Below are 15,007 nucleotides of genomic sequence, written 5' to 3'. Positions count from 1 at the left end.
TATTTTGATTAATTTGAAATCTGTGAATTTTCAATTTCTACTTCTTAAAAATACAATTAAATTAAAGCAATATGCCCTTAGTTGAACCCCTTGACCCCAACCACGATTCAGAAACTAAAAAACTCGCGGAGTTTTTCAATGAAACCCTTGGCTTCTGTCCCAATTCTGTTTTAACCATGCAACACAGGCCTGCCATTTCGAAAGCTTTTATTAACCTGAATAAGGCCGTGATGGCCAATGAGGGGCGCGTAACCTCTGCTCTTAAGCGAATGATCGCCTGGGTGAGTAGTAATGCAACCGGATGCCGATATTGCCAGGCACATGCTATCAGAGCTGCAGAACGCTATGGTGCTGAACAGGAACAATTGGATAATATCTGGGAATACCGAACCCACCCTGCATTTTCGGAAGCCGAACGGGCTGCTCTAGACTTTTCACTGCTTGCTTCTCAGGTTCCTAACTCAGTAAATGAGGAGATCAAATCCAGATTATACGAGCATTGGAATGAAGGAGAAGTTGTAGAAATGCTTGGGGTAATATCATTATTTGGCTATTTAAACAGATGGAACGATTCTATGGGCACAAGCATTGAAGATGGTGCTGTGGAGAGCGGAGAACAATATCTTGGAAAACATGGATGGGAAACCGGAAAACATCGGTAGATGAAAAAAATTGAGGGGCAAATTGTAGACATCCCGGCCAGGAATATTTATCCTGGTGAAATTACTATCTCCGAGGGTAAAATTTTGTCCCTGACCAAAAAAGCGAACAACTCAACAAATTATATTCTGCCCGGATTTATTGATGCCCATATTCACATTGAAAGTGCAATGCTGGTGCCATCAGAATTTGCTCGTTTGGCTGTTTGTCATGGCACTATAGCAACAGTATCAGATCCGCACGAAATAGCAAATGTCCTGGGGGTAGAGGGGGTAAGATTCATGATAGAAAATGGGAAAAAAGTTCCCCTTAAATTTCATTTTGGCGCCCCTTCCTGTGTACCGGCTACGAATTTTGAGACTTCCGGGGCAAGGATAAACTCAGAGGAGATAAGCAAACTACTGGCTTCTGAGGATATCTATTTCCTGGCGGAAATGATGAACTATCCCGGGGTGCTTAATGAAGATCCTGAGGTGCTCAAAAAAATCAGTGCCGCCAAAAAAATCGGTAAACCCGTAGATGGTCATTCTCCCGGACTTAGAGGCGCGGAGGCAAGAAAATATATTGAAGCGGGTATTTCCACAGATCATGAGTGTGTTAGTTATGAAGAGGCCAAAGAAAAACTGGCGCTGGGAATGAAAGTAATTATCAGGGAAGGTAGTGCTGCCAAAAATTTTGAAGCCCTTATAGCTCTTTTACCCGAAAACGCTCCAAACATGATGTTCTGTTCAGATGATAAACATCCGGACGATTTGATGTTGGGTCATATTAATCAACTATGCGCCAGAGCAGTGGCCAAGGGTATTAATATTTTTGAAGTGCTTCAGGCAGCTTGCATTAATCCCGTAGTTCATTATAAAATGGATGTTGGGCTTTTAAAACAAGGAGATGCAGCAGATTTTATTCTCGTCGAGGACTTAAAGGATTTTAATGTTGTACAAACCTATATAAACGGTAAGCTGGTAGCAGAAAATAACACCTCTTTAGTTGATTCCGTACCTTTTGAAACTCCCAATAACTTTAATATCTCCCCGAAAACGATTGCCGATTTCCATCAAAGTGCGGCATCACCAGAAGTGCGGGCCATAACTGCAATGGACGGGGAGCTGATAACCGGGGAACAATTAGATTACGCTTGTGTGAAAGACGGAAAGTTAGTGTCTAACATAGAAAATGACATTCTAAAGATTGCAGTGGTAAACAGGTATAAAGAAAGCTCCCCTGCTATTGGTTTCATCAAAAATTTTGGCATGAAGAAAGGCGCCATTGCCAGTTCTGTAGCGCATGATTCGCATAATATAATTGCTATTGGTACCACAGATGAAGAAATATGTCGTGCGGTAAATCTTATTATTAAAAACAAGGGTGGAATCTGTGCCGTGGATAAAACAACAGAAAAATGCCTCGCCTTACCCGTGGCCGGAATTATGAGTGCAATGGATGGCGAGAAGACCGCCCTGGCCTACGAAGAAATGGATGCGACGGCAAAATTTTTTGGAAGTCCCCTGACCGCTCCCTTTATGACACTTGCTTTTATGGGACTTCTGGTAATACCGGACCTAAAACTATCCGATAAAGGCCTGTTTAGTGGGAAAACATTTGACTTTGTAAATCTTCAAGGGTAATTCAGGTTCCCAGGAGTTCAGCAATCTTTTGTTGAACTTTTGGAACCACTTCTTTTTCGAACCAGGGGTGCTTTGAAAGCCAGAATCTATTCCTGGGTGAGGGGTGTGGCAATGGGAAATATTCCGGAGAATACTCCTGGTAGGCACGGACTGTTGCTGTCAGGTTCTTTTTAATCTGACCTTTTAAATAATATTTCTGTGCGTACATCCCAATAACCAGGGTTAACCGTAGTTGAGGCATTTTTTCTAATAGGGCATTGTGCCATAAAGGGGCGCATTCACGGCGGGGTGGCAAATCTCCGGACTTTCCTTTCCCCGGATAACAAAACCCCATAGGCATCAATGCTATCTTACTGGGGTCGTAAAACGTTTCATCAGTTATCCCCAGCCATTTGCGCAATTGCCTTCCACTGGGATCATCCCACGGCACTCCTGTATTATGAACTTTCGTGCCAGGCGCTTGTCCGATAATTACAATTCTGGCATCCGGATGTGCGGTCACAACAGGTCTTGGCCCCAGGGGTAAATGGGCGCTGCACACCTCACATTTCTCAATTTCCTTAAGCAATTTTTTCATTACTTCTTTCCTCCTACCACAATCACGAATTCACCCTTTGGAGGCTTGGTTTTAAAGCGTTCCAAGACTTCCTGAGCTGTTCCTCTTACCGTTTCTTCATACATTTTGGTTAACTCCCTTGAAACAGAAATGGGTCGATCCGCTCCAAAATATTCGATGAAATTAGACAAGGTCTTTAACAGCTTATGTGGAGATTCATAAAAAACCATGGTCCTGGTTTCATCTGCAAGTTGTTTTAATCTGGTTTGCCGTCCTTTTTTTAACGGTAGAAAGCCTTCAAAGATAAATCTGTCATTCGGCAAACCGCTGTTAACGAGAGCCGGGACAAAGGCGGTAGCTCCGGGTAAACACTCCACATCAATATTATTAGCAATACACGATCTGGTGAGCAAAAAACCAGGGTCCGAAATAGCGGGTGTCCCGGCATCTGAAATCAATGCAATAGTTTCTCCATGCTTTAATCTATTAACTATGGCATCTATAGTCTTATGCTCATTATGCATATGATGACTTTGCATAGGAGTGGCAATTTCATAATGTTTTAGAAGTTTTCCACTGGTACGAGTGTCTTCGGCCAAGATCAGATCTACCTTTTTAAGAGTGCTGATTGCCCTGAAAGTAATATCCTCTAAATTTCCTATTGGTGTCGGCACAATGAATAATTTGCCCATATGATTTAGGTTAAGGCCTTAGTTTTTCCCAGGTAAAATAAGAATCCAGCATAAGCCCATTCTTTAAGGAAGGTAGAAAAATTTCCCCATATGGCACTTAATCCAAAAAGTTTTGCAATTGCCAATGGATATATCAAATCCTCTGGGTATCCGAAATGTTGAAAATGCCCGATAACAGTCACGTGATTAAAAAAATAGTTGTACACCGAAAGGAGCATGATCGCAGTTAAAGTAGCAATTGCTATCCAATATAAGAGCTTGTAAACATTCATTTGTTAGCCTATCTCCGAATTCCAAAGAATTAAAGGTACTAAATAAATAACGACAAATAGACTAAGAAAATCTTCGGGTAATCAAGTTAATAAAGCGAATTTCATACTCCTCTTTCCCAGTCCATTGATCATAATCTGGCTTAACCATATTTTCGACAAACGATATAGAACGTTCCTCGCTGTCAATAGTATTTAATTGTGAAATTACCCGATTAAAATCTTCTGTACTGTCATTAAAAAGGTGCTTTACGAATGCCAGCCGGTCATTAAGACCAACGGTAAGTTCTTTGTTAACCAGCCGGTCATTTAAGGATTTAGATGAAGATGCTTCTTTATGGCCGTTTTTTTTCATCTCCGGACTCACCATGTCTTTATCGTTCTTCATCAAATCTGGCTTTGCAACAAATTCAGCAAATACCTGATCTACCTCCGCTTCCGTAGGCATCTCGGAGACCATTTCCTTTATAGTATCCATCCCTGGAATCATAATATCTTCGTCATGCGGGTTGCTTTCAGGTACCGATTTATTTTCATTCATCACCGAATTAGCCATCTTTTCGAACTTGGCGGCAATGACGTTTTTTGAAACATCAATTTCAATATCATTTAATTTTTCGTCAATGAATTTCAGTACCGCTAATTTTTCATAAAGGTTCTTAGCAGCCTCATATAACTCGGGAATATCCTCTAATCCTCGGGATGTAATGATATCGGTAGACATCTTTACCAATTCCTCTTTCAATTTTCTTTTCATCGCTTTTTGTTTTTCCTCTCCCCTAAAGGTCCCTCTTTTTTAATACTTTTATACCTGGGTATTATTAAGAACGCGAAAACCCATTAATTTCGTCTAAAATTACAAAATGTTTCTCGAAAATACTGTTAATCATAAGGAACAATTCGGATGGATAGAGGTAATCTGTGGGTCTATGTTTTCTGGTAAAACTGAAGAATTGATACGCAGGTTAAAGCGCGCTAAATTTGCCAGGCAAAAAGTGGAGATCTTTAAACCAATTGTAGATACACGCTATCATGAAGAAATGGTGGTTTCACATGATGAAAACGAAATAAGATCTACACCGGTGCCTGCTGCTGCAAATATCAGACTTTTGGCAGATGATTGTGATGTGGTTGGTATTGATGAAGCGCAATTTTTTGATGATGAAATAATTACCGTATGTAATGATTTAGCCAACAGGGGCGTCAGAGTGGTAGTGGCTGGTTTGGACATGGATTTTAAAGGCAACCCGTTTGGCCCAATGCCTGCGCTTATGGCAACGGCCGAATATGTAACCAAAGTGCATGCAATTTGCACAAGAACAGGAAACTTGGCGAATTATAGCTTTAGAAAATCCAATAGTGATAAATTGGTGTTTCTAGGGGAAACAGAAGAGTACGAACCCTTGAGCAGGGCTGCTTTCTATAAAGCCATGCTGAAAGAGAAAGTGAGTAAGATGGAGGTGGAAGTAGAAGAAGTTATGCACACAAAAAAGGACACTAATGCCTAAAACTTCAGAAACCGTGCTCGAAATTGATCTTCGGGCACTGGAGCACAACTACAACTATCTGCGTTCAAAAATAAAGCCGGAAACCAAATTTATGGCCGTGGTTAAAGCCTTTGCCTATGGAAGTGATACAGTAAATGTAGCGCTAAAGTTAGAGCAGTTGGGTGTAGATTATTTTGCTGTTGCCTATGTTAAAGAAGGCGTAGCACTAAGAGATGCCGGTATTACCATACCTATCCTGGTTTTACATCCTCAACCGGTAAATTTTGAATTACTCATAGCGCGTTGTCTTGAACCCAGTTTGTATTCCCCTAAAATTTTGCGAGAATTTCACAGGGCTGCAAACGCATTGCAACAAGAAAATTATCCGGTGCATCTGAAATTTAATACCGGGCTTAACAGGTTGGGATTCTGGGAAAACGATGTAGCATTTATTAAAGGGGTCCTGAAAAACAGTAATGAACTAAAAATAGTATCAATATTCTCTCATTTGGCAGCTTCAGAGGACAAAGCAGAATTAGAATTTACGACTACCCAGATTAAAACATTTAAGAAAATTGGGGAAGAAGTAGATAACATGTTGGGATATTCTCCTTTCCGGCATATTTTGAATACCTCCGGATTAATTAACTATCCAGAAGCACAATTTGATCTTGTTCGCTGTGGTATTGGACTTTATGGCTACGGAAATGACCCAACTGTAGATAAAGAGCTTAAACCTGTAGGCACCCTAAAAACCATCATTTCGCAAATACATAAAATTGAACCTAACGAAAGCGTAGGCTATAACAGGGCGTATAAAGCGGATCATTTCAGAAAAACGGCTACATTGCCAATTGGCCATGCAGATGGTATAGGAAGACATTATGGCAACGGGAAAGTATATGTTTGTATTGGCAACAAAAAAGCCCCAATTATAGGAAATGTCTGTATGGATATGATTATGATAGACATTACCGGTATAGATTGCAGGGAAGGTGATGAAGTAATTATTTTCGGACAAGAACAATCTGCAGAAACTTTGGCCGCCTCAGCTTCAACTATCTCCTATGAACTTCTAACAGCCATCTCCGCGCGGGTACCCAGAATTATTCTGGAGTAAACAGGAATTTTCCTGAGGCCGTGATATGCACTTTATTTTAGTATCTTGTAAAGGTATTAACCAACTAAACACTATTAGTATGCTTAAAGAATTTAAAAATTTCATTATGACTGGCAATGTCATTGACTTTGCTGTTGCCGTAATTTTGGCAGGTGCTGTTGGCCTGGTGGTCAATGGATTTGTTGCGGACATTATTATGCCCATTGTAGGCCATTTTGCAGGCGGAATGGACTTTGCTAACCTTAAATTTGTGCTTACTGAAGCGTCAGGAGTAGCAGGTGAAGAAGGTTTTGTTGCTGAAAATGCAATAAGATGGGGTGCCTGGATCAATACCATTGTAAACCTAATTATAGTAGGTTTTGTAATGTTCATGATTGTAAAGGCGTATAACAAAACGAAAGCGCCACCACCAGAAGCGGCTCCTGCTGGTCCTTCACAAGAAGATCTCCTTGCAGAGATCAGGGACCTTCTGAAAAAGAATTAGAATTCTTGTCCTTAAAAAACCAATAATAGTTTAAAAGGACGAACCGCTACACTTAATTAATTTAAACCGCAGCCGGGCTTCAAACCATGGTTGCGGTTATTTTTTAATATTGTGATATTCATAACATAATGTTATATTTTTATAATAACTGGGATTTTACTTGTGCGGTAATCTGTCTTGAGGTACTTTTACACCCCTAAATAAGAAATAATGAAAGTAGCAGTAGTTGGCGCCACTGGTATGGTAGGAGCGGTAATGTTGAAAGTACTGGAGGAGCGCAAATTTCCGATAACAGAACTCTTATTGGTAGCCTCTGAAAGGTCTGTAGGGAAGAAGATGAACTATGCAGGTTCTGAATATACTATAATTGGACTTGATCAAGCCGTTGAAGCCCAACCAGATATAGCCATTTTTTCAGCCGGAGGAGATACCTCCCTGGAATGGGCACCTAAATTTGCTGAGGCGGGTACTACGGTAATAGATAACTCTTCCGCCTGGCGTATGGATCCATCCAAAAAATTAATCGTTCCGGAAATCAATGCAGCTGAACTGACTGCAGAAGATAAAATAATAGCCAATCCCAATTGCTCTACAATTCAACTGGTAATGGTATTGGCGCCCTTGCACAAGAAGTACAGGATGAAAAGGGTGGTAGTTTCTACTTATCAGTCTGTTTCCGGTACCGGTGTTAAAGCGGTACAGCAGCTCGAAAATGAGATTGCCGGGCTTTCAGGCGAAATGGCTTATCCTTATCCTATTAGTCGAAATGCATTACCTCACTGCGACGTTTTTATGGAAAATGGCTATACCAAGGAGGAGATGAAGTTGGCAAGGGAACCTCAGAAAATTCTTGATGACAGAACCTTCTCTATTACTGCCACTGCGGTAAGAATTCCAACGGCAGGCGGACATTCAGAATCGGTAAATGTTGAATTCCATGAAGATTTTGATTTAAACGAACTTAGAACCCTACTGAGCACTACCCCAGGGGTAATTGTACAGGATAATCCGGACACCAATACCTATCCAATGCCAGTATATGCCCATGACAAAGATGAGGTCTTTGTTGGTAGATTACGAAGAGATGAGACGCAAAGACATAGTCTCAATATGTGGATAGTAGCAGATAATTTACGAAAAGGAGCAGCTACCAATGCGGTTCAGATCGCTGAGTACCTGACAGAAAATAGCCTGGTGTAATTTATAGTGCCAGCCACGATATAGTCTTAATACTTGCCTGCTCTGATCGTATTTTTGGAACTAACTACTTTCGGGCATAAGGCCGTAATCATAGAATACCCATTGAGTTTATGGGTAAATCAATAAATTAAGCCCTAAACCGTTTCTAATACAGAGATGGTTTTTCAATTTAAAAATAGTTGAATGCTTAAGGTAGCAAATGTTTCATTCGCCTATGAGAAAGAGCTGGTGCTCCAGGACATCAGTTTTAAAATTAAAAAGGGCGAACATGTGTCCGTTATTGGCGAAAGTGGTTGTGGAAAAAGCACGCTTTTGAAAGTAATTTACGGACTTCTTCATGTGGTCGAAGGTGAAGTGTATTGGGGGGCAAATCAAATCATGGGCCCTCTCTTTAATCTTGTCCCGGGAGAGGCCTATATGAAATACCTTTCTCAAGATTTTGACCTGATGCCGTTTACCTCTGTAAAAGAAAATATAAGTCAGTATTTATCTGCTTTCAGGCCCAAAGAACTCAAAAAGCGAACCGGGGAACTGCTCGAGATGATAGAACTTACAGAATTTGCAGATACAAAAGTGAGTAAACTTAGTGGGGGACAACAACAAAGGGTAGCCCTTGCCAGGGTACTTGCTCAGGAACCGGAAATAATCCTTTTGGATGAGCCCTTTAGCCATATAGACAATTTCAGCAAAAACAGTTTAAGACGTAACGTATTTTCATATTTAAAAGAAAAAGAAATTAGTTGCCTGACTGCCACACATGACCATAACGATGTGCTACCTTTTGCAGATAGAATTATTGTGCTAAAAGATAAACACGTTCTTGCAAATGAGAAAACGCTGAAACTATATGAACAGCCAAAAGACCTCTATATAGCGTCTCTTTTTGGAGAGGCTAATTTAATTCCTGTGAATATTGTCAAGTCCTATACAGATACCACACAAAGAATTATAGTATATGCTCATGAATTTAAGGTTTCCAAGAACTCGGGCCTTAAAACTGTGGTGAAAAAGGCATATCTTATGGGGAACTATTTTCTTGTAGAAGGGATTGCTGAAGGAGAAAAAGTCTTTTTTAACTCGGACAGTGCCCTGGAGCCCAATACTACGGTTTTCCTGAATGTTTCCCTGGAGACACTCAATAAACGCCTGGGCAACTGATATATTTGATTTGGACAAAGAACGTATTCTTCAGGAATTAAACTTCCAGGCCGTACGCAGTAGCGGAGCTGGGGGGCAGCATGTAAATAAAGTATCTTCCAAGGTAGTGCTCCAATTTAATCTGGATGCCTCAAAAGGGCTGACAGAAAAAGAAAAGGGCAGGATCGTTCAAAAACTAGCTAACAGGCTTACAAAAGAAAATTCATTGCAGTTGCAATGTGAAGAGAGCAGGAGTCAGCATAAAAACAAAGAACTTGTAATAAAGCGTTTTTTTAATCTTTTAACAGAGGCATTGCAGGTGCCCAAAAAACGAAAGAAAACCAAACCTTCCAAAGCGGCCATAGAAAAAAGACTTCAAAGTAAAAAAAAGGCTGCCTTAAAAAAGATAAGCAGGCAACGCCCAGGTACCGATCAATAATTGTCTTAAGCGACAGAATTCTTCAGCTCTCCAATTCCATCAATTCTAATAACTATATCATCTCCGGATTGCAAATTGAAATCGGAGCTGGGTACAATTCCTGTACCCGTCATTAGCAAACTTCCATTGGGAAAAGAACATTCCCTGTAAAGATATTCCACAAGATCCTCTAAGTTTCGCTTTATCTGATCTATCCCAATTGTTCCGTCAAAGACCGTTTCCTTATCTCTGGATACGCTAATACTTATTTTTGTGTCGGCGGGTAAAGGTTGCCCTGTTAACAATACACAAGGGCCAATTGCCGTAGCCCCATCATAAGACTTTGCCTGCGGAAGGTATAAGGGGTTTTCGCCTTCGATACTCCTGGAACTCATATCGTTCCCTATGGTATAACCAATGATCTTAGCATTAGAGGTTATACATAAGGTAAGTTCTGGTTCCGGCACATCCCAGGTAGAATCTGCCCTTTTTCTAACCATGCCGCCTGAAGGAACTGCCCTATAACCCATTGCCTTGAAAAAAAGTTCGGGCCGGTCTGCTTCATAAACCCTGGCATAAAAATTACTGCCTCCGGCTTCTTTTGATTCTTCTTCCCTCCCTAATTTACTATTGTAATAGGTGACTCCGCTTGCCCAGATTTCCTGGTTCTTTACCGGCGCTTCTAATTCCTTCTTTAAATATAAAGAGGCATTATCTATTTGGTTACCAGGATTTAATTTCTTCCTGGTATTATTATATACCTCATCATCATTAATAAACTTATCCCAATCTGTACCTTGTAACAGATGGCATTTTCCGTCTGCTTCAATTAATACACCACTTTTAACCTTATACGCTTTCATAGGGCCATACTTTATTATAGCAGCTCTCAATTTATAGAAAATATTTGATTATATGATCGAAAATAAAAGTGACTATAGCACCTCTTCGATAATTGTGGTATTGTTTTTAAATATAAGTCGGTTACCACTGCTTTTACCTATTAATTCTCTACCTATAGGTGTCCCTGCAGAAATACAATAAATGGTGTTATTACCCATCTTGTATTGCCCGGATGAAATAGCTATAAAATAACTATTTGTTGAAGTATGCACCAAACTGCCAAGACCAATTATTGCCGAGTTCTGGTTAACATCTACCTGGTTTAATATTTGCCTGGTTTTTTCGGCTTCCAAAAGTTGTTGCCCTAGCTTTTCACGCTCTAGTTGAAGCATAGCCCGACCTGTTTCGTGCTTGTCGCCTGCACTGCTTTTGGTTTCGGATTTCATGGAATCCTGAATCCCTCTAATTTCTTTTTGAATTCGTACTAACCTTTTATCTATATAATCTGAGCAAAATTGATAAAGCTCCTCTTTAATATTTACCAAAGCAGACATAGTAGTGAAATTATAATCAAGAAAGGATGAAGGCTACTGCTCAAAATGATATAAGTCGGCCAGTTTATACACCAAATAATTTATGATGGCCTCCTCAGACTGGGAAGCACTGATCATTGCAACCACTTTTTTTCTATGCTCGGCCTGAAAAAATTCCAGATCATCTGAGCCATACTCACTCATAATATTCCAAGACTTAAGTCCGTTCAGCATGGCATTATGTGCTTCGTATTTTTTGGCCGCCAGTACCAGTTCATTTTTATTTAATTTACTGGATGTTCCCTGATTCCCTTGCTGCGTAAGCCTTTCATATTCATTCTTTAATCTTCTATCAGACTTTTCTGCTTCTGCTATTATTTTAAAGTAAGCATCGGCCACGAGATTTTTGTATTTTTCATTGATACCGGCTTTACCCCCTGTTATAGTCTCTGCATCGAGTACTACCTCTTCGTTGCTGGTATAAAAATTCTGATCCTCCTGTAAATCCGTATCGGAACGGTCAACTAACGAAGCCTTCCAGGCATCAGATTTAATAGTTTCTTTCCATACCCTGGCGTACTCCTGTTTAAACTTGCTATTAGAGCCAGCACAGCTGGCTAAAATAACAGCTGACAAGAATATTATTCCCTTAAAACAATGATAATAATTTCTTATTCTCATAGCATAGCTTCTAGTTTGGCAAATAACTCTTGGTCTAAGAAGTTTCTTATTGACACAAGCAATTTAGTTAGCTCCCGATTTTACAAGAAACGACATTAATTTTAATATGAAAAAAGAAAATAGCTGTAAGCGCATTTTAATCGATTATCGCGCTAATCAGCTAAAAGGTCTGCCAATTGTATCCCTACATAACTCCCAATTGCTATCCCCATCCCTCCAAGGCGAACACCACAAAAAACATGATCTGAGTACTGTTTTAATACCGGTTTTTTTTGATTCCCAATGCCCATTATACCGCTCCACCTTCTTTCAATTTCAAAAGGGATATCGGGCAAGATTACCTCTTCCAATAATTGCTCCAGTTTATTTTGAACGCGTTCTGTAAGTCCAAATTCTGTTGTCTTCTCTGTATTAAAGTCCAAATTACGACCCCCTCCAAGCAAAATGCGATTGGCTACGTTTCTGAAGTAATAGTAGCCTTCATCCATATGAAATGTCCCAGTTATTTTAAGGTGTTCTATGGGTTTTGTTACCATAACCTGGGCCCGGGCAGGATTAACTTGTTCTCCAATAAGAGCAGATGCAAAGCCATTTGTTGCAATAAAGAGTTTGGCTGTAGAGAATTCAAAATTATCTGTTTTGATATGTACCCCATTTGCAGTTTCGCTTATCTCCTCCACTTTTGTCGCATTGAGTATCCTCACCCCTTGTTTTCTTGCTTTAGCAAGCAACTTGGCCATCATGGCCCCGGTATCTATCTGGGCTTCAAAAATGTTCGAAATATAGAGTTTTTTGGTATTGCCGAAACCAAACACATTGCTTGTCTTCTTAAATGCGTTTTGCTTAAAAACAGGAGTGAGAAGCTCATTGATATACCCAATATTATCCAGACAGTGATTATATCTTTCTGTTTCGTCTTTCAGGAAAATCTCGTGACCTCCATGGTTTTCATATCCTATATCGGCATCTCCAAGAGCGTCACGCAGCATTTGAATTCCTTCCCAGCGTAATTTTACTAACTCTACAACTTCCTCTTCGGTGTGATTGTCTAAATCTGATAATATTTCTGAAATACTGCCAAAACAAGCAAAACCAGCATTTTTTGTGCTGGCGCCCTGTGGTAAAACTCCCTTTTCTAAAACGAGGATTCTGGCACTGGGAAATCTCTGGCTTAAGCGCAGTGCGCAATTAAGACCAACAATCCCGCTACCAACTATGGTGTAATCAATGTTGGATAACCAGGTTTTATGTTCCCAATAACTTAAGGTCATTTAAAAATATCTGCATCTAGATCTGCAAGATATTAAGTTTCCGCTATTCCCGGGCAAATAATAAAAAAAGCTGTGCTAATCCTCTGCTGGCGGATCCATGACAAAATCGTCCATAAACGCCGTAGTATAGTTTCCAGCCAGATAGTCAGGATGATCCATTAATTGCCTGTGAAACGGAATGGTGGTTTTAACCCCCTCAATTACAAATTCGTCCAATGCCCGCTTCATTTTGTTTATGGCTTCCTCCCTTGTTTGAGCTGAGGTAATTAGCTTGGCAATCATAGAATCGTAATTCGGCGGTATAATATATCCGCTATATACGTGGGTATCTAACCTTATCCCATGTCCTCCCGGAGTATGCAATGTGGTGATTTTCCCAGGTGAAGGTCTAAAATCATGGTAGGGGTCTTCGGCATTGATCCTGCATTCGATAGAGTGAAGTTTAGGAGTATAATTTTTACCGGAAATAGGCACTCCTCCCGCTACCAGAATTTGCTCTCTGATTAAATCATAATCAATGACCTGTTCAGTGATAGGGTGCTCTACTTGTATTCTTGTATTCATTTCCATGAAATAGAAATTCCTATGCTTGTCTACAAGAAATTCTACCGTTCCGGCACCTTCATACTTTATATATTCGGCAGCTTTCACTGCAGCCAACCCCATATTTTCTCTTAATTTGTCTGTCATGAAAGGAGAGGGGGTCTCTTCAGTAAGTTTTTGATGCCTTCTTTGAATAGAGCAATCTCTTTCTGAAAGGTGACATGCCTTTCCATATTGATCCCCAACAATCTGGATTTCTATATGCCTGGGCTCCTCAATAAGTTTCTCCATATACATTCCTCCATTGCCAAAGGCAGCAGTGGCTTCCTGTACGGCACTGTTAAAATGGTCTTCCATTTCATCTTCACTCATTACCGCTCTCATACCTTTTCCTCCGCCTCCGGCAGTAGCCTTGATCATTACGGGATACCCCATTTTTTTGGCGATCTTTTTTGCGTCTGCTACATCTTTAAGCAATCCCTCAGATCCGGGTATTGTTGGTACCCCAGCCTCCTTCATTGTGGCTTTAGCCGTGGCCTTATCTCCCATTTTATCTATATGATCACCTGAAGCTCCGATAAACTTAATCTCGTGCTCGGCACATATTTTGGAAAATTTAGAATTCTCAGATAAGAATCCGTATCCTGGATGAATGGCATCTGCATTTGTGATCTCCGCTGCCGCTATTATATTGGGAATTTTTAAATAAGATTCACTACTTGGGGCCGGGCCAATACAAACTGCTTCATCAGCAAATCTGACATGAAGACTCTCTTCGTCTGCCTTAGAATAGACTGCCACCGTTTTAATGCCCATTTCTTTGCAGGTTCTGATTATTCGAAGTGCAATCTCTCCCCTATTGGCTATAAGTATTTTTTTAAACATAATTGTCAAAAATTAAGACTCCTTTGAGGTGTCAAATTCCAATTTGAACTTATTGTAACAGGCCAGAAAACAATCTGAGCCACTATGGACTAAGGTTAGGATGGATCTATTAAGAACAAAGGCTGATCAAACTCTACCGGAGAAGAATCCTCTGCCAATACCTTAATTATCTTTCCGGAAACTTCAGATTCAATATCATTAAAAAGTTTCATTGCTTCTATAACACACAAAACATCTCCCTTGGATATATTGTCTCCAACCTCAACAAAAGGTCCTTTATCCGGAGAAGGTTTTCTATAAAAAGTTCCAATTATTGGCGATTTAATCGTAATGTATTTAGAATCATCTTCCTCTTTGGCTTCTGCTGCAGGTGCTGCAGGTGCAGGGCTAGATTCCATAGGTACAGCTGCCACTGCGGGTGCAGTTCCCATAGGGATTTGCTGCACATAAGTGGGTTCTTGCCCCGAGCTTAACGCCCCGGTTCTAATGGTAATCTTAATATCATCTGTCTCCAGTTTAACCTCGCTGGCTCCAGATTTTGCCACAAACTTTATTAAGCTCTGAATCTCTTTAATATCCATGGTATTTTGGTTTATTAGTTGC

At 40.3% G+C, this 15,007-nt stretch carries 18 protein-coding genes; 8 read left to right on the top strand and 10 right to left on the bottom strand.

Features of this window, described 5'->3' with window-relative positions; translation table 11 throughout:
• The first annotated feature begins 71 nt into the window (after positions 1-71).
• Together J1G40_RS01005 and ade are read left to right on the top strand one after the other, a co-directional pair.
• The gene (locus J1G40_RS01005) at positions 72-662 is read left to right on the top strand and encodes a carboxymuconolactone decarboxylase family protein (RefSeq protein ID WP_265240409.1); all 591 of its coding nucleotides are present in this window, start codon (positions 72-74) and stop codon (positions 660-662) included.
• Entirely contained in the window at positions 663-2,285 is a 1,623-nt protein-coding gene (gene ade / locus J1G40_RS01000) for an adenine deaminase (protein ID WP_265240408.1), read from the top strand.
• A gap of 1 nt (position 2,286) precedes the next feature.
• On the opposite strand, the gene J1G40_RS00995 is transcribed toward ade, so the two are convergent.
• The 4 genes from J1G40_RS00995 to J1G40_RS00980 all read right to left on the bottom strand — a co-directional run bounded on the left by J1G40_RS00995 (position 2,287) and on the right by J1G40_RS00980 (position 4,559).
• Positions 2,287-2,862 (bottom strand): uracil-DNA glycosylase family protein, encoded by a 576-nt coding sequence (locus J1G40_RS00995; protein ID WP_265240407.1) that lies wholly within the window; start codon positions 2,860-2,862, stop codon positions 2,287-2,289.
• Positions 2,862-3,533 carry a 16S rRNA (cytidine(1402)-2'-O)-methyltransferase gene (gene rsmI, locus J1G40_RS00990; RefSeq protein WP_265240406.1) on the bottom strand — a complete coding sequence of 224 codons (672 nt, stop codon included), beginning with the start codon at positions 3,531-3,533 and terminating at the stop codon, positions 2,862-2,864. Before rsmI ends, J1G40_RS00995 begins: the two co-directional genes overlap by 1 nt.
• 5 nt (positions 3,534-3,538) lie before the next feature.
• Positions 3,539-3,805, bottom strand: coding sequence for a DoxX family protein (locus tag J1G40_RS00985; RefSeq protein WP_265240405.1), 267 nt, complete (start codon positions 3,803-3,805; stop codon positions 3,539-3,541).
• Positions 3,806-3,866: 61 nt separating this feature from the next.
• On the bottom strand, positions 3,867-4,559 hold the full coding sequence (locus J1G40_RS00980) for a hypothetical protein (RefSeq protein ID WP_265240404.1): 693 nt from the start codon (positions 4,557-4,559) through the stop codon (positions 3,867-3,869).
• A 106-nt stretch (positions 4,560-4,665) separates the two neighbouring features.
• Here J1G40_RS00980 and J1G40_RS00975 point away from each other — a divergent pair, with 106 nt between their 5' ends.
• From J1G40_RS00975 to arfB, 6 genes are all read left to right on the top strand, one after another.
• A complete protein-coding gene (locus J1G40_RS00975) occupies positions 4,666-5,310 on the top strand; it encodes a thymidine kinase (RefSeq protein WP_265240403.1) in 645 nt (214 codons plus the stop codon).
• Positions 5,303-6,409: an alanine racemase gene (gene alr / locus J1G40_RS00970; RefSeq protein ID WP_265240402.1), complete on the top strand. Its 1,107-nt coding sequence runs from the start codon at positions 5,303-5,305 to the stop codon at positions 6,407-6,409. The genes J1G40_RS00975 and alr overlap by 8 nt, the downstream gene beginning before the upstream one ends.
• A 79-nt stretch (positions 6,410-6,488) precedes the next feature.
• Positions 6,489-6,893 carry a large conductance mechanosensitive channel protein MscL gene (gene mscL, locus J1G40_RS00965; RefSeq protein WP_265240401.1) on the top strand — a complete coding sequence of 135 codons (405 nt, stop codon included), beginning with the start codon at positions 6,489-6,491 and terminating at the stop codon, positions 6,891-6,893.
• A gap of 210 nt (positions 6,894-7,103) precedes the next feature.
• Positions 7,104-8,093: an aspartate-semialdehyde dehydrogenase gene (locus J1G40_RS00960; RefSeq protein WP_265240400.1), complete on the top strand. Its 990-nt coding sequence runs from the start codon at positions 7,104-7,106 to the stop codon at positions 8,091-8,093.
• 183 nt (positions 8,094-8,276) lie between these two features.
• On the top strand, positions 8,277-9,251 hold the full coding sequence (locus J1G40_RS00955; RefSeq protein ID WP_265240399.1) for an ABC transporter ATP-binding protein: 975 nt from the start codon (positions 8,277-8,279) through the stop codon (positions 9,249-9,251).
• Positions 9,252-9,261: 10 nt separating this feature from the next.
• The gene (gene arfB, locus J1G40_RS00950) at positions 9,262-9,669 is read left to right on the top strand and encodes an alternative ribosome rescue aminoacyl-tRNA hydrolase ArfB (protein ID WP_265240398.1); all 408 of its coding nucleotides are present in this window, start codon (positions 9,262-9,264) and stop codon (positions 9,667-9,669) included.
• 5 nt (positions 9,670-9,674) lie between these two features.
• Here arfB and J1G40_RS00945 read toward each other — a convergent pair whose 3' ends face one another.
• The 6 genes from J1G40_RS00945 to accB form a co-directional block, all read right to left on the bottom strand.
• Entirely contained in the window at positions 9,675-10,511 is an 837-nt protein-coding gene (locus tag J1G40_RS00945) for a fumarylacetoacetate hydrolase family protein (RefSeq protein WP_265240397.1), read from the bottom strand.
• A gap of 72 nt (positions 10,512-10,583) precedes the next feature.
• On the bottom strand, positions 10,584-11,045 hold the full coding sequence (locus J1G40_RS00940; RefSeq protein WP_265240396.1) for a 3-oxoacyl-ACP synthase: 462 nt from the start codon (positions 11,043-11,045) through the stop codon (positions 10,584-10,586).
• A gap of 33 nt (positions 11,046-11,078) precedes the next feature.
• Complete coding sequence (locus J1G40_RS00935) at positions 11,079-11,705, bottom strand: hypothetical protein (protein ID WP_265240395.1); 627 nt, start codon at positions 11,703-11,705, stop codon at positions 11,079-11,081.
• A gap of 152 nt (positions 11,706-11,857) precedes the next feature.
• Positions 11,858-12,976 carry an NAD(P)/FAD-dependent oxidoreductase gene (locus J1G40_RS00930; protein WP_265240394.1) on the bottom strand — a complete coding sequence of 373 codons (1,119 nt, stop codon included), beginning with the start codon at positions 12,974-12,976 and terminating at the stop codon, positions 11,858-11,860.
• A gap of 75 nt (positions 12,977-13,051) precedes the next feature.
• Positions 13,052-14,404 carry an acetyl-CoA carboxylase biotin carboxylase subunit gene (gene accC / locus J1G40_RS00925; protein WP_265240393.1) on the bottom strand — a complete coding sequence of 451 codons (1,353 nt, stop codon included), beginning with the start codon at positions 14,402-14,404 and terminating at the stop codon, positions 13,052-13,054.
• Between the two features lie 95 nt (positions 14,405-14,499).
• Positions 14,500-14,985, bottom strand: coding sequence for an acetyl-CoA carboxylase biotin carboxyl carrier protein (gene accB / locus J1G40_RS00920; RefSeq protein WP_265240392.1), 486 nt, complete (start codon positions 14,983-14,985; stop codon positions 14,500-14,502).
• Between the last annotated feature and the right edge of the window lie 22 nt (positions 14,986-15,007).

The sequence above is a fragment of the Muriicola sp. Z0-33 genome, assembly GCF_026126425.1.
Taxonomy (GTDB): Bacteria; Bacteroidota; Bacteroidia; order Flavobacteriales; family Flavobacteriaceae; genus JAFMPW01.
This window is presented reverse-complemented; position numbering and strand designations above follow the sequence as displayed.

What these genes read in the sequence shown, in the direction of transcription:
- J1G40_RS00940 (WP_265240396.1), bottom strand. Translation starts at nt 11,045, where the DNA reads ATGTCTGCTTTGGTAAATATTAAAGAGGAGCTTTATCAATTTTGCTCA.
- ade (WP_265240408.1), top strand. Translation starts at nt 663, where the DNA reads ATGAAAAAAATTGAGGGGCAAATTGTAGACATCCCGGCCAGGAATATT.
- J1G40_RS00985 (WP_265240405.1), bottom strand. Translation starts at nt 3,805, where the DNA reads ATGAATGTTTACAAGCTCTTATATTGGATAGCAATTGCTACTTTAACT.
- J1G40_RS00945 (WP_265240397.1), bottom strand. Translation starts at nt 10,511, where the DNA reads ATGAAAGCGTATAAGGTTAAAAGTGGTGTATTAATTGAAGCAGACGGA.
- rsmI (WP_265240406.1), bottom strand. Translation starts at nt 3,533, where the DNA reads ATGGGCAAATTATTCATTGTGCCGACACCAATAGGAAATTTAGAGGAT.
- accB (WP_265240392.1), bottom strand. Translation starts at nt 14,985, where the DNA reads ATGGATATTAAAGAGATTCAGAGCTTAATAAAGTTTGTGGCAAAATCT.
- J1G40_RS00995 (WP_265240407.1), bottom strand. Translation starts at nt 2,862, where the DNA reads ATGAAAAAATTGCTTAAGGAAATTGAGAAATGTGAGGTGTGCAGCGCC.
- J1G40_RS01005 (WP_265240409.1), top strand. Translation starts at nt 72, where the DNA reads ATGCCCTTAGTTGAACCCCTTGACCCCAACCACGATTCAGAAACTAAA.
- J1G40_RS00980 (WP_265240404.1), bottom strand. Translation starts at nt 4,559, where the DNA reads ATGAAAAGAAAATTGAAAGAGGAATTGGTAAAGATGTCTACCGATATC.
- mscL (WP_265240401.1), top strand. Translation starts at nt 6,489, where the DNA reads ATGCTTAAAGAATTTAAAAATTTCATTATGACTGGCAATGTCATTGAC.
- J1G40_RS00935 (WP_265240395.1), bottom strand. Translation starts at nt 11,705, where the DNA reads ATGAGAATAAGAAATTATTATCATTGTTTTAAGGGAATAATATTCTTG.
- accC (WP_265240393.1), bottom strand. Translation starts at nt 14,404, where the DNA reads ATGTTTAAAAAAATACTTATAGCCAATAGGGGAGAGATTGCACTTCGA.
- J1G40_RS00930 (WP_265240394.1), bottom strand. Translation starts at nt 12,976, where the DNA reads ATGACCTTAAGTTATTGGGAACATAAAACCTGGTTATCCAACATTGAT.
- alr (WP_265240402.1), top strand. Translation starts at nt 5,303, where the DNA reads ATGCCTAAAACTTCAGAAACCGTGCTCGAAATTGATCTTCGGGCACTG.
- J1G40_RS00955 (WP_265240399.1), top strand. Translation starts at nt 8,277, where the DNA reads ATGCTTAAGGTAGCAAATGTTTCATTCGCCTATGAGAAAGAGCTGGTG.
- J1G40_RS00960 (WP_265240400.1), top strand. Translation starts at nt 7,104, where the DNA reads ATGAAAGTAGCAGTAGTTGGCGCCACTGGTATGGTAGGAGCGGTAATG.
- J1G40_RS00975 (WP_265240403.1), top strand. Translation starts at nt 4,666, where the DNA reads ATGTTTCTCGAAAATACTGTTAATCATAAGGAACAATTCGGATGGATA.